The sequence below is a fragment of the Prevotella sp. P6B1 genome (assembly GCF_000702825.1).
Classification (GTDB): Bacteria; Bacteroidota; Bacteroidia; order Bacteroidales; family Bacteroidaceae; genus Prevotella.
In genome coordinates this window covers 576,124-590,161 of record NZ_JNKF01000010.1, presented here as the reverse complement: position 1 = coordinate 590,161, position 14,038 = coordinate 576,124, and the positions used below count along the sequence as shown (strand labels likewise).

The 14,038-nt window shown below is 48.8% G+C and carries 12 protein-coding genes; 6 read left to right on the top strand and 6 right to left on the bottom strand.

Going from position 1 to position 14,038, the window contains the following annotated elements; genetic code table 11:
• Positions 1–28 precede the first annotated feature (28 nt).
• The 4 genes from rpsB to pnp all read right to left on the bottom strand — a co-directional run bounded on the left by rpsB (position 29) and on the right by pnp (position 4,493).
• Complete coding sequence (rpsB, locus tag T495_RS0103365; RefSeq protein ID WP_028902885.1) at positions 29–838, bottom strand: 30S ribosomal protein S2; 810 nt, start codon at positions 836–838, stop codon at positions 29–31.
• A 123-nt stretch (positions 839–961) separates the two neighbouring features.
• Positions 962–1,348 carry a 30S ribosomal protein S9 gene (gene rpsI / locus T495_RS0103360; protein WP_013063558.1) on the bottom strand — a complete coding sequence of 129 codons (387 nt, stop codon included), beginning with the start codon at positions 1,346–1,348 and terminating at the stop codon, positions 962–964.
• Between the two features lie 9 nt (positions 1,349–1,357).
• Positions 1,358–1,819 (bottom strand): 50S ribosomal protein L13, encoded by a 462-nt coding sequence (gene rplM / locus T495_RS0103355; protein WP_013063360.1) that lies wholly within the window; start codon positions 1,817–1,819, stop codon positions 1,358–1,360.
• 331 nt (positions 1,820–2,150) lie between these two features.
• Complete coding sequence (gene pnp / locus T495_RS0103350) at positions 2,151–4,493, bottom strand: polyribonucleotide nucleotidyltransferase (protein ID WP_033147701.1); 2,343 nt, start codon at positions 4,491–4,493, stop codon at positions 2,151–2,153.
• A 167-nt stretch (positions 4,494–4,660) separates the two neighbouring features.
• Here pnp and T495_RS0103345 point away from each other — a divergent pair, with 167 nt between their 5' ends.
• Positions 4,661–5,815 (top strand): TlpA disulfide reductase family protein, encoded by a 1,155-nt coding sequence (locus tag T495_RS0103345; RefSeq protein WP_033147564.1) that lies wholly within the window; start codon positions 4,661–4,663, stop codon positions 5,813–5,815.
• Between the two features lie 76 nt (positions 5,816–5,891).
• Here T495_RS0103345 and T495_RS0103340 read toward each other — a convergent pair whose 3' ends face one another.
• The gene (locus T495_RS0103340; RefSeq protein ID WP_033147563.1) at positions 5,892–6,185 is read right to left on the bottom strand and encodes a DUF4491 family protein; all 294 of its coding nucleotides are present in this window, start codon (positions 6,183–6,185) and stop codon (positions 5,892–5,894) included.
• Positions 6,186–6,203: 18 nt separating this feature from the next.
• Entirely contained in the window at positions 6,204–7,052 is an 849-nt protein-coding gene (locus tag T495_RS0103335) for an alpha/beta hydrolase (RefSeq protein WP_033147562.1), read from the bottom strand.
• A 113-nt stretch (positions 7,053–7,165) separates the two neighbouring features.
• Between T495_RS0103335 and T495_RS0103330 the strand changes: the two genes are divergently transcribed.
• The 5 genes from T495_RS0103330 (at position 7,166) to speA (ending at position 14,034) form a co-directional block, all read left to right on the top strand.
• The gene (locus T495_RS0103330; protein ID WP_081832010.1) at positions 7,166–8,617 is read left to right on the top strand and encodes a sialate O-acetylesterase; all 1,452 of its coding nucleotides are present in this window, start codon (positions 7,166–7,168) and stop codon (positions 8,615–8,617) included.
• Positions 8,618–8,622: 5 nt separating this feature from the next.
• Entirely contained in the window at positions 8,623–9,156 is a 534-nt protein-coding gene (locus tag T495_RS0103325; RefSeq protein ID WP_033147560.1) for an NUDIX domain-containing protein, read from the top strand.
• A gap of 86 nt (positions 9,157–9,242) precedes the next feature.
• On the top strand, positions 9,243–11,621 hold the full coding sequence (gene topA, locus T495_RS0103320) for a type I DNA topoisomerase (RefSeq protein ID WP_033147559.1): 2,379 nt from the start codon (positions 9,243–9,245) through the stop codon (positions 11,619–11,621).
• Positions 11,618–12,145: a shikimate kinase gene (locus tag T495_RS0103315; protein ID WP_028902876.1), complete on the top strand. Its 528-nt coding sequence runs from the start codon at positions 11,618–11,620 to the stop codon at positions 12,143–12,145. Before topA ends, T495_RS0103315 begins: the two co-directional genes overlap by 4 nt.
• Positions 12,142–14,034, top strand: a complete 1,893-nt coding sequence (gene speA, locus T495_RS0103310; RefSeq protein WP_033147558.1) for a biosynthetic arginine decarboxylase — start codon at positions 12,142–12,144, stop codon at positions 14,032–14,034. The genes T495_RS0103315 and speA overlap by 4 nt, the downstream gene beginning before the upstream one ends.
• Positions 14,035–14,038: the final 4 nt, after the last annotated feature.

The following is a 14,038-nucleotide window of genomic DNA, read 5'->3' as shown; positions in this document are numbered from 1 at the left end:
TTACCTTTTTACTATTTTACCTTTATAATTACTCAGCAGCCTCCTCAGCCTTTGGCTCAGCGTCCTTGCGGGCCTTGCGTGGAGCACGCTTAGCCTTTACCTCTTCGCCCTCAGCCTGTGCGTCGGCAGCCTTCTCATCGGCCTTCTCTACCTTACGCTCCTCGATACCCTCGGCGATAGCGGTGCAGCAGGCATTCAGGATAGCCTCTACAGAGTCCTTAGCATCGTCGTTTGCAGGGATAACGAAGTCGATATTGTTAGGATCAGAGTTGGTGTCAACGATACCGAATACGGGGATACCCAGACGGTTAGCCTCGCGAACGGCAATGTTCTCCTTCATTACATCAACTACGAAGAGTGCGCTTGGCAGACGAGTCAGATCGGCGATAGAACCCAGGTTCTTCTCCAGCTTGGCACGCTGACGTGTGATCTGCAGCAGCTCACGCTTTGAGAGGTTTGAGTAGGTTCCATCCTGCATCAGACGGTCGATGTTCGCCATTTTCTTAACGGCCTTACGGATTGTGGGGAAGTTGGTGAGCATACCACCAGGCCAGCGCTCGATAACGTATGGCATGTTGATGCTTGCAGCCTTCTCAGCAATCACTTCCTTTGTCTGTTTTTTAGTAGCGACGAACAGGATTTTCTTGCCACTCTTGGCAATCTGCTTCAGGGCCTCAGCAGCCTCGTCAACCTTGGCTACTGTCTTATGCAGGTCGATGATGTGAATACCGTTACGCTCGGTGTAGATGTAAGGAGCCATAGCGGGGTTCCACTTACGCTTCAGGTGACCGAAATGACAGCCAGCCTGCAGCAACTGATCAAAATTTGTTCTTGACATTTTCTTAATGCTTTTAAATTGTTTACTTTCTTTTTAATTCTTTTGTCCAGAATCAGCCCGATGGTAGTCCAAAGGAATCCAGCGGGTTTAGATACTAAACTCTTCGCTAAGTTCTTCGGCGGATTAACGCTTACTGAACTGGAAGCGACGACGTGCCTTTGGACGACCTGGCTTCTTACGCTCAACCTCACGGCTATCACGAGTCATGAAACCTGCATCCTTCAGCTTCTTCTTATCCTCTTCGTTGATCTTCACGAGGGCGCGGGCAATTGCGAGACGCAGAGCCTGGCTCTGACCTGTGAAACCACCTCCGTCGAGGTTAGCCTTGATGTCATACTTCTCAGCTACTTCGAGCAGAGCGAGTGGCTGCTTAACCACGTACTGCAGGATAGCTGATGGGAAATATACCTCTAAATCCTTCTTGTTGATCGTAATCTTACCAGTACCCTCTGTTACGTATACGCGGGCTACAGAGCTCTTACGACGACCTATTGCGTTAATTACTTCCATCTTTCCTTATTATTTATACTGGTTAATATCAATAGTCTTTGGCTGCTGAGCGGCATGTGGATGCTCGGTACCCTCATAGATGAAGAGGTTGTTCAGCAGGCTGCGGCCCAGAGGACCCTTTGGCAGCATACCCTTAACGGCATGACGCAGCATCTTGTCTACACCACCGTTCTTCTTGCGAAGCTCAGCAGGAGTATTGAAGCGCTGACCACCAGGATAACCTGTGTAGCGGGTATAAACCTTATCGGTCTCTTTCTTACCAGTGAAAACTACCTTATCGGCATTGATAAGGATTACATTGTCACCACAATCAACGTGTGGAGTGAAAGTTGGCTTGTACTTTCCGCGGATCAGCTTAGCTACCTTTGAAGCGAGACGACCAACTACCTGGTCTGTGGCATCGATTACCACCCACTCCTTCTTTGCTGTTTCCTTGTTTACAGAAAGTGTCTTGTAACTCAAAGTGTTCATTTTAAATTTACTACTAAAAAACAGTTTAACTTATAATTAAATATGTACGCGCATAAACTCACTCCCAGGGTCTAACTCCCGGTTGTCAGTCTAACGTCGCACCCCCTCGGGTTAATTCCCTGACGGGGATCATTGAAACGCTGATTCACGAACCGCCATGCCCGGCCAAAGACACCGCTATTCACACAACATTTCACGGGGATTCTAAGCCTCTCCCCTAAATCGGTGTGCAAAGGTACTAACTATTTTTATTATATAAGGTACGCGCAAAAGAAAAAAGCGTCAAATTTAGAGAAATTTAACGCTTTTCTTTATTTTTAAGATTTCTTTCTTAGAAATCCATGTTATCTAACGAGTCGCTGAAGTCCTTTGGCTGTTCCTCTTTTGGAGCCTCAGCCTGCTGCTGCTCAGGACGTGGGCGACGCTCTCCATGACGCTCACCGTTGCGACGATCGCCACGGTCCGGACGACGGTCACGACGCTCGCCATTGCGCTCTGGGCGCTCACGACGCTCACCACGGGCAGGACGCTCAACATAATCGGCAGGCTTCTCAATCAGTACACGATGAGAGAGCTTGTACTTACCAGTCTTAGGATCAATCTCCAAGAGCTTAACCTGAATGTGGTCGCCCTCCTTGATACCAGCCTCTTCAACGGTCTCAAGGCGCTTCCAGTCGATCTCGCTGATGTGCAGCAGACCGTCCTTACCAGGCATAATCTCCACGAAGCATCCGTAAGGCATGATAGAACGAACCACACCGTCGTAAACCTCGCCTACCTCAGGAATAGCTACGATAGCTTTAATCTTACCGATAGCAGCATCAATGCTATCCTTGTTAGGAGCTGATACCTGAACCTTACCTACACCATCAACCTCGTCGATAGTGATAGTAGCACCAGTATCCTCCTGCATCTGCTGGATAATCTTACCACCAGGGCCAATCACAGCACCAATGAACTCCTTAGGAATCTCCATCTGAACGATGCGAGGAACCTGAGGTTTCATCTCTGCACGTGGCTCAGCGATAGTATCGGTGAGGCACTTCAGGATGTGCTCACGACCAGCCTTAGCCTGCATCAGAGCCTTCTCAAGAATGTCGAAGCTCAGACCATCGCACTTGATATCCATCTGAGTAGCGGTCAGACCATCCTTGGTACCAGTGGTCTTGAAGTCCATATCACCCAGGTGGTCCTCGTCGCCGAGGATATCGCTCAATACTGCATACTTATCTTCTCCAGGATTCTTAATCAGACCCATGGCGATACCCGAAACAGGCTTCTTCATAGGAACACCAGCGTCCATCAGGGCGAGAGTACCGGCACATACAGTAGCCATTGAAGAAGAACCGTTAGACTCGAGGATCTGACTTACCAAACGAACGGTGTAAGGGAAGTCCTCAGGAATCTGACCCTTCAGTCCACGCCATGCCAGATGTCCGTGACCAATCTCGCGACGACCTACGCCACGCTGAGCCTTAGCCTCACCAGTACAGAATGGAGGGAAGTTATAGTGAAGCAGGAAGCGCTGGTAGCTCTTGTCGAGCACATCGTCAACCATCTTCTCATCGAGCTTGGTACCCAGGGTACAGGTAGAGAGCGACTGTGTCTCACCACGTGTGAAGATAGAGCTTCCGTGAGGCATTGGCAGAGGAGAAACCTCGCACCAAATAGGACGGATCTCATCAGTCTTACGACCATCGAGACGGATACCCTCGTCGAGGATACAACGGCGCATAGCGTCGCGTTCCACGTCGTGGTAGTAACGATCCATCATAGCATACTTCTCTTCCATCTCATCCTCAGTCAGGTCGGCATGCTCAGCAGCATACTTCTCCTTGAAGTCAGCAAGAATCTTCTCGAAAGCCTCGGCACGTGCCTGCTTCTCAAGAGCCTGCTTGGTAACATCGTAAGCGGGCTGGTACAGCTCTTTGTTCATACGCTCACGCAGCTCCTCATCATTCACCTCGTGGTCGTACTCACGCTTAACATCCTTACCAAGTTCCTTTGAGAGTTCAGCCTGAAGCTCACACATAGGCTTGATAGCAGCCATAGCAGCCTTCAGAGCGCCGATCATATCCTGTTCTGACACCTCTTTCATCTCTCCCTCAACCATCATGATATTCTCTGCCGAGGCACCAACCATGATATCCATATCGGCCTCCTTCATCTGCTCGAAGGTTGGATCGATAACATACTCACCGTTGATACGGGCTACACGAACCTCACTGATAGGGCACTCGAAAGGAATGTCAGAGCATGCCAGAGCGGCTGAGGCAGCAAAACCTGCCAAAGCATCGGGCTGGTCAACGCCATCAGCTGAAAGCAGCATCACATTCACAAACACCTCAGCGTGATAGTTCGAAGGAAAGAGCGGGCGGAGCACACGGTCCACCAGTCTTGATGTCAGGATTTCGTTGTCGCTGGCTTTGCCTTCGCGCTTGGTAAATCCGCCGGGGAAACGTCCGGCTGCACTGTACTGTTCACGATAATCTACCTGCAAAGGCATAAAATCTGTTCCGGGAACTGCATCTTTTGCGGCACAAACAGTGGCGAGCAATACGGTGTTGTTCATACGCAGAACAACAGAGCCGTCGGTCTGTTTTGCCACTTTCCCGGTTTCAATGGTGATGGTACGTCCATCAGCCAATTGAAGGGTTTTTGTAATTACGTTCATCTTGTTTAAAAACATCTAATATATAAAAAACAGCCGCAAAGTTACACATAATTATATTAATAAACGAGAAAACTCAATATTTTTTTTAATTTTTCACTATTCACTATTCACTATTCACTAAAAAAGTTATATCTTTGCACCCACAAAGCGAAATTCTAATTAAAAAGATGAAACATATTTGTAAAGCAGCAGCCGTAGCATTGGCTGCATTATCAATTGCCTCGTGCAATAAGAATCAGTTCACCGTAGAGGGACAGATTGCTGGTGCAAAAGATTCTGTGCTCTACTTCGAGAATGTAGGTCTGGAGGGCATCAATGTGCTCGACTCTGTAAAGTTAAGCGAAGCTGGCGATTTCTCATTCAGCCAGGATGCCACTACAGCTCCTGAGTTCTATCGTCTTCGCATTGCCGACCAGATTATCAACGTGAGCATCGACTCTACAGAGACCGTACAGGTAAAAGGCCAGTACCCGGAAATGGCATCTAACTATACCATCAGTGGCTCAGACAACTGCGAGAAGATCCGCGAGCTGGCTCTGAAGCAGATGGACCTGCAGTCTAAGGCCATTGCCCTGCAGAGCAACACAGAGTTAGGCATCGTTAAAGCCAACGATAGCATCCAGACACTCATTGAGGCCTATAAGAACGAGGTAAAGCGCGACTACATCTATAAGGAGCCCTATAAGGCTTATGCCTACTTTGCCTTATTCCAGGCCATCGGCAACTATCTGATTTTCAATCCTCGTACCAACAAGGAAGATATCAAGGCATTTGCCGCTGTAGCCACCAGCTGGGACACCTACTACCCCCATGCCGAGCGTGGACAGAACCTGCACAACATCGCCATCGAAGGCATGAAGAACCAGCGCATTGTTGATGCCAAAAATGCTGACATTCAGATCGACGCCAGCAAGGTTCAGCAGGCCGGCGTTCTCGACATCCAGTTGCTCGACAACAAAGGTCAGATGCGCAGCCTCACCAATCTAAAGGGCCAGGTTGTTCTGCTCGACTTCCACATCTTCGCTATGGAAAACTCTCCCGCCCGCATCATCCAGTTGCGCGAGCTCTATAACAAATATCACGCACAGGGACTTGAAATCTTCCAGGTGAGCCTCGACCCCGATGAGCACTTCTGGAAGCAGCAGACTGCCGCCCTGCCTTGGATCAGCGTGCGCGATGAGGACGGCGTGAACTCACAGCGCCTCATGCTGTACAACGTTCAGTCTGTGCCCGACTTCTTCATCATCGACCGCGGCAACAACCTCGTGAAGCGTGCCGCACAGATTGCCGACCTCGAAACAGAAATCAAGAATCTGCTGTAAAAGTTGTATTTTTGATTTATTTTGCAAAGCACTTAGAGAACAATTGCGCTCTAAGTGCTTTGCATTTGAAAACCAGTTAGATTTTTTTACACCTCTTAGGGTTCTTGGGAAACCAGCCTTTTTCTACACGTTTCTTTTGTGCAAACAACTCGCCAATGCCCCACAAGGCAGAAGCACCAAATACGCCAACTATCGACGAAATGATAGCATTCTCGATGAATAGCGCACCAGCAATGCAGGCAAGGCCTACGATAAGGTAGATAATCCAAGGGCGGGTACCCCAGTAATATTCGGTTTTAATAACGATCGGATGCCAGATGCCTATCGTCAGGAAAGTACAAACAGCAATAATGATACCTGTAAAATACATAAGTGAACATTTAATGGATTAAAAACTCTGGAGCCAGCCTTTCAGTTCGAACACCATCTGATAGTGATAGGCGAAGGTCTCGCGATAGCCCCAGCCATGTCCACCAGTGGGATAGATATGGATCGATGCGGGCACATCATGCTTATACAACTGCTGATAGTAGTTAAAACCATTAGCCGCTGGCACCGCCTTGTCGTCATCGCTCAATGCCAGGAAGGCTCGAGGCGTGGTACGGTTCACCTGCAGGTCATTACTGTAGTCAAACTCCAACTGTTTGTACTCCTTCTGTCCCTTCTTATCCTTAGGCATAGCCCCCAGGAAGTTATCATGCGAACCCTTATGGGTGAAACCTAAATCCATGGTGATGACCGGATAGAACAGGATCTGGAAATTAGGTGCAGCCTCATCCTTGGCATGGGTGGCGATGGTAGAAGCCAGGTGACCACCTGCCGAGAACCCCATAATGCCCACATCATCAGGATTAATACGCCACTCTGCCGCATGACGTCGTACAGTCTTAATAGCCTCCTCAGCATCAGAGATGGGCACCAGACGGTTACCATGAGGCATACGATACTTAACTACAATAAGAGCGATACCCTGCATATTGAAGAAAGGCGCCCACTGATGCCCCTCATGGTCCATAGCCAGATGCTGATACCCGCCACCAGGACAGCACACCACTGCGCGACCGGTTGCCTTCTTGGCATCAGGCAGATAAACGGTGAGCTCCGCCTTATCATTATCATCAACACTCGCCACTGCGGGACCGTTGGGCCAGAGCGGCAGGGTGGTACCCTTCTGCGCAAACGCCGCGAAAGAGAGCCCCAACAGCGACATCACTAGTACTTTTCTTAAACTTTTCATATACTATTTTTCCAATTTTGGCGCAAAGGTAATAAAAAAATGCTACTAATGATGCGCTTTTTACGGATTTTTAGTATCTTTGCCGACAGTAACTTGAAACTGTACAATAAATGATGAAGAAAATCTTAGCTATTACAACACTGATGCTGTTGGCGCTGGGCACCCAGGCCAAAGTGAGGCTGCCCCATCTGATTGGCGACAACATGGTATTACAACAACAAACCGAAGCCCGCCTGTGGGGATGGACCAAGCCCGGCAAGACCATCAAGGTAACAACCTCGTGGAGCAATGAGACGGCTACAGCCAAAGCCAACAAGCAGGGTGAATGGCTGGTAAGCGTTAAGACACCCAAGGCCAGCTACACGCCGCTGTCCATCACTTTCGACGACGGCGAGAAGCTTACCATCAGCAATGTGCTGAGCGGCGAGGTGTGGGTGTGCGCCGGACAGTCGAACATGGAGATGCCCGTCAAAGGCTTCTGGATGTGTCCTGTCAACAACTACAACCAGGTGGTGATCGATGCGAAGAAGCACCCAGGCATTCGCAGTGCCAAGATACCAAGCGTGATGTCGGCCAAGCCCTTGAACGATGCGCAGTGCGAGTGGCGCGTATGCGCACCCAATACCGTTGGCGACTTCTCTGCCACAGGCTATTTCTTTGCACAGACCATGCAAGAGGCACTCGACATTCCCATCGGACTGATTGAGGCCAACAAGGGAGGTTCGCGTGTAGAAAGCTGGCTCACCAAGGAGAACCTGGAGAAATACACCAACGACCCCACCGACTCGGTCGAGATCTGCAAGAAATGGGCACAATGGGACTACCATCGCTCACTACTCTGGGGCAATGGCACTTTCAACCCCATCCTGAACTTCACCGTAAAGGGGATCCTGTATTACCAGGGCTGCTCGAATGTGGGCGACCCGGGCGACCAGTATGCGCAGCGCCTGAAACTGCTGGTGGAACAGTGGCGCAGCCAGTTCAAACTGGGCGAGATTCCTTTCTACTTCGTGCAGATAGCTCCCTACCGCTATGACGACGACAACAACGCCATCAGCGGTGCCCTGCTACGCGAACAGCAGTTCAAGGCCCAGCAGATGATCCCCAACAGCTCGCTGGTGTGTATCAACGACCTGGTATATCCCTATGAGTTCAGTCAGATACACCCTGCACAGAAACAGCAGGTGGGCCAGCGCTTAGCCTATACGGCCCTGCACCGCGACTATGGTTTCGAAGGCATCCTCTACCAGAGCTCCACCTTCAAGGATATGCACATCAAGGAGGATGCCATCTATATCCATCTGGACAACAACTACCACACCGATGCCCCGTTTGAGGATATCCAAGGCTTTGAGATAGCCGGCGAGGATAAGGTGTTCTATCCCGCTCAGGCCCAGCACTTCTGGCAGCCTGGTGGCGGCTATTGGGACGAGGCCATCAAGATTTCCGCACCACAGGTGAAGAGACCGGTGGCCGTACGCTACTGCTTTAAGAATTTCCAGATTGGCAACGTAAAGAACGGCGCCAACCTGCCTTTATTCCCCTTCAGAACCGACAACTGGTAACGCCTATGAGTGAACATCCGCTTGAATTATTCCATTTCTGTCCCAAATGTGGTAGTCAGGACTTTGAGATACACAATGCCCTCAGCAGGCATTGCGCCAACTGTGGGTTTACCTACTACCAGAACCCACGGGCCTCGACAGCCGCCTTCATCCTGAACAACAAAGGCGAGCTGCTGGTGGCTAAACGCGCCAAAGAACCCGCCAAGGGAACTCTGGACCTACCAGGCGGTTTTGTCGACAACGACGAAAACGCTGAAGAAGGCATGGTAAGAGAAATCAAAGAAGAAACAGGGCTCATCATCAACCCGGAGAATGTAAAGTATCAGTTCTCCATCCCCAATGTTTACCGCTATTCTGGCATGGACATACATACACTTGACTTATTCTTCATCTGTCACGTAGAAGACGACTCTCTACTGAGGGCCGACGATGATGCCGCCGACCTGCAATGGGTTCCACTCAGAGAGGTCTATGTAGAACGCTTCGGATTACGCTCCATACGTCAGGCTGTACACCGTTTCTTGACTCAGAATTGTTAATAAAAACAAAAAATGCTATATTAATAAGGTGGTAGAGAGTTTTTTGCTTACTTTTGCAGCCCAAAAGAAATATAACGAGTCAGAATATGCAAAAGAACTTAGTGATAGTGGAGTCGCCTGCAAAGGCTAAGACCATCGAGAAATTCTTAGGAAAGGACTTCAAGGTGATGTCGAGCTATGGACACATCCGCGATTTGAAGAAAAAGGAAATCAGCATCGACGAAAAAACGTTGGAGCCTGAATATGAGATTCCAGACGAGAAAAAGAAACTGGTTGATGAACTCAGAGACAAATCAAGCAAAGCTCAGACCGTATGGTTGGCATCCGATGAGGACCGCGAGGGAGAAGCCATCTCATGGCACTTGTGTGAAGTGCTGGGATTAGACGAACAGAACACCAACCGTATCGTATTCCACGAAATCACAGAATCTGCCATTCTGGATGCCATCGAGCATCCTCGCCATATCAACATGGATTTGGTTAATGCCCAGCAGGCCCGTCGCGTACTGGACCGTTTGGTAGGTTTTAAACTCTCGCCCGTATTGTGGCGCAAAGTGAAGCCAGCCCTTTCAGCAGGACGCGTACAGAGTGTTGCTGTCAGACTGATTGTAGAGCGTGAACGCGAGATTCAGAATTTCAAGAGCGAACCTTTCTATAGCGTCAGCGGTGTATTTGCCGTTGCTAACCCTGATGGATCTGCATCAGAGGTTAAGGCGATGCTTAGCAAACGGTTTAAGACAGAAGAAGAGGTCATGGAGTTCCTGGAAAAGTGCAAGACAGCCACCTTTACAGTTGATGCCATCACCAAGAAACCTATGAAGCGCATGCCAGCTCCCCCATTTACCACATCAACATTGCAACAGGAAGCTGCACGTAAACTTGGTTTTTCTGTCAGCCAGACCATGATGGTAGCTCAGCACTTGTACGAAAGCGGACGCATCACCTACATGCGTACTGACTCTGTAAACCTGTCGGAGCTATGTCTGAACGCCAGCAAAAAAGAGATTGTAAACCTGTATGGTGAGAACTATAGCAAGTTACGCAAATACCACACCAGTTCAAAGGGTGCACAAGAGGCCCATGAGGCCATCCGTCCTTCATATATGGACAAGAATGCCATAGAAGGAACAGCACAGGAAAAACGCCTATATGAGCTTATCTGGAAGCGCACTATTGCCAGCCAGATGGCTGATGCTGAAATCGAGAAAACCACTATTACCATCAAGAGCGATGATATAGAAGAGGTATTTACCGCTCAGGGCGAGGTAGTGAAGTTCGATGGATTCATCAAAGTATATCGTGAATCTATCGACGACGACGAACAGAACGAAGACTACAGCCACACCCTGCCTGCCATGAAGAAAGGTCAGGAGTTGGTGCGTCGTGAGATTATAACCACTGAGCGCTTCAGTGCCGGTCCACAGCGCTACACTGAAGCTAGTCTGGTACACAAGATGGAAGAGCTAGGTATTGGTCGTCCATCAACCTATGCACCAACTATCTCTACCATTCAGCAGCGTGAGTATGTGATGCGAGGCGATAAAAAAGGTGAGGAGCGTTCATACTCCATATTCCAGTTGAAAGGAAAGCAGATTACCCAGAAAACCCGCAAGGAGTGGGCTGGTTCCGACAGAGGCAAACTGATTCCCACAGATATTGGTACTGTAGTAAACGACTTCCTGATGGAGAACTTCAGTGAAATCATGGACTACAACTTCACCGCAAAGGTGGAGCAGGATTTCGATAAGATAGCCGAAGGCGACGAAAAATGGACCGACATGATGAAATCGTTCTACAAGAGTTTTGAGCCCACTGTAGAAGAGACCATGAACAGTCGCCAGAAATTCAAAGCCGGCGAGCGTGTATTGGGTAATGATCCAAAAAGCGGACGCCCCGTATTTGTAAAGATTGGCCGCTTCGGACCCGTAGTACAGATTGGCTCATCAGAAGACAAGGAGAAACCGCAGTTTGCCCAGTTACCCAAAGAACTGAGCATGGAGACCATCACCCTCGAAGAAGCAATGGAGCTATTTAAGTTGCCACGAGAGTTAGGTGATTTCGAGGGTTCGACAGTTATTATCGGAGCTGGCCGTTTCGGTCCCTACGTGAAGCATGAAAACATGTTTGCATCACTTCCTAAGGATACCGACCCTATGGCCATCACACTGGATGAAGCCATCACCCTGATTCAGGAAAAGCGCAGACAAGAAGCCGCCAAGCACCTCAAATTTTTCCTGGAAGATCCCAAGTTGGAGGTCATGAACGGACTCTATGGTCCTTATCTATCGTATGACGGACAAAACTACCGTCTACCTAAGAGTCTTCACGAGAAAGCAAAGGACCTGACCTACGACGAGTGCATGAAACTCATCGAGGAGGCGCGAGAACTTGAAAAAGACAAGGAGAAGAAAGGCGTCAAAAAGACAACGAAGAGGACAACAAGAAAGACAACGAAGAAGGCATGAAGCGTATAATCCTGATAGGCTACATGGGAGCCGGAAAGACCACTGTCGGCAAGGCACTCTCGAAAGAGTTGGGTATCACCTTCTACGATCTTGACTGGTATATAGAAAGCCGAATGCACAAGAGTGTGGCACAGATCTTTGCAGAAAAAGGGGAAGAAGGTTTCCGTAAGATGGAACACAGCATGCTGCACGAGGTAGCCGAATTTGAGGATGTGATTATCAGCTGTGGTGGAGGCACCCCTTGCTTTTTTGACAACATGGAATATCTGAACCAACAAGGTCAGACCGTGTATCTGAAAGCCGATCCAGAAGTACTGTACAACCACTTACTGATGGGTAAGGTTGAACGCCCACTTATCAAGGGTAAAACCCCTGAAGAGCTGATAGCCTATATTCGAGAACAACTGGATAAGCGCGAGCCCTATTATACAAAGGCAAAATATACGCTCGACGTCAGCCTAATGGACAATTATGAGAAAATAAAAATCAGCGTGGCAAAAATAAAAGAATTATTGGGATTATGAAGAAATGGACAATTGAGGACTCGAAAGAGCTTTACAACATCAATGGTTGGGGCACTTCTTATTTTGGCATCAACGACAAAGGCGATGTCTACGTCACTCCGTGTAAGAACAATACGCAGATAGACCTGCGCGAAGTGATGGACGAACTGGCACTACGCGATGTGACGCCACCAGTTCTGCTACGCTTCCCAGATATTCTCGACAATCGAATTGAAAAGACCTGGAGCTGTTTTAAAAGGGCTTCAGAAGAATATGACTATAAAGGCGAGAATTATGTGGTTTATCCTATCAAGGTAAATCAGATGCAACCAGTCGTTGAGGAGATTATCTCGCATGGCCGCAAGTTCAACCTTGGCCTTGAGGCTGGTTCAAAGCCTGAGCTACACGCTGTGATTGCCATGCAATGTCAAAGCGACTCGATTATTGTCTGCAACGGCTATAAGGACCAGAGTTACATCGAGTTGGCACTGCTGGCACAGAAGATGGGCAAGCAGATATTCATAGTTGTAGAGAAGATGAACGAGCTGGAAATTATTGCTCGCGAAGCAAAGAAGATGAACATCCGTCCCAATATCGGCATCCGTATCAAGCTGGCCTCATCAGGCTCAGGAAAATGGGAAGAGAGTGGTGGCGACGCCAGCAAATTTGGTCTGACAAGCGCAGAACTGCTGGAAGCACTGGACTTCCTGGACAAGAAGGGACTGAATGACTGCCTACGTTTGATCCATTTCCATATCGGCTCACAAATCACCAAAATCCGTCGCATCCAAACAGCCCTACGCGAGGCATCACAGTTCTATATCCAACTCCACAAGATGGGTTACAACGTTGACTTTGTAGATTGCGGAGGAGGTCTTGGAGTTGACTACGACGGGACCCGTTCACCATCGAGTGAGAGCTCGGTGAACTACTCTATCCAAGAGTATGTTAACGACTGTATCTATACTTTTGTTGAGGCAGCCAACAAGAACGATCTGCCACATCCCAATATCATCACCGAAAGCGGGCGCTCATTAGCTGCGCACCATTCAGTATTGATCATCGATGTACTGGAGACAGCTTCTCTGCCAGAGATGCCAGAAGAGTTTGAACCCGACGAGAACTCACATCAGTTGGTAAAGGACCTCTATGAAATCTGGGACAACCTGAGCCCACGTAATGTTCTTGAGGATTGGCACGATGCTGAACAGATTCGTGAAGAAGTGCTCGATTTGTTCTCGCATGGTATCGTCGATCTGAAAACGCGCGCAGAAGTAGAAGCAATGTATTGGAGTGTTTGTCATGAGATCCATGCTTTAGCCAAGAGTCTGAAGCACATTCCAGAGGAACTGATGAAGATTGACAAGCTTTTGGCCGACAAGTACTTCTGCAACTTCTCATTGTTCCAGAGTCTCAGCGACTCATGGGCTATTGACCAAGTATTCCCCATCATGCCCATCCAGCGATTAGACGAGCGTCCAACACGCAACGCTACCATTCAGGATATCACCTGCGATAGCGACGGCAAGATAGCCAACTTCACCACCAACCGCCATAACACCCACTCGCTGCCCGTTCATGCATTGAAAAAGAACGAGCCTTACTATTTAGGTGTGTTCCTGGTAGGAGCATATCAGGAAATCTTAGGCGACATGCACAATTTGTTTGGCGATACTAATGCCGTACATATCTCTGAAAAAGACGGCAATTATCACATCGACCAGATTATCGATGGTGAGACGGTAGAAGAGGTTCTCGAATATGTACAGTACAACCCCAAAAAGCTGGTTCGTCAGTTAGAGGTATGGGTAGCCAAGAGTGTTAAGCAGGGTAAGATCAGTCTCGACGAGGGAAAAGAGTTCCTCTCGAACTACCGTTCTGGACTCTACGGATATACCTATCTTGAGTAATAGC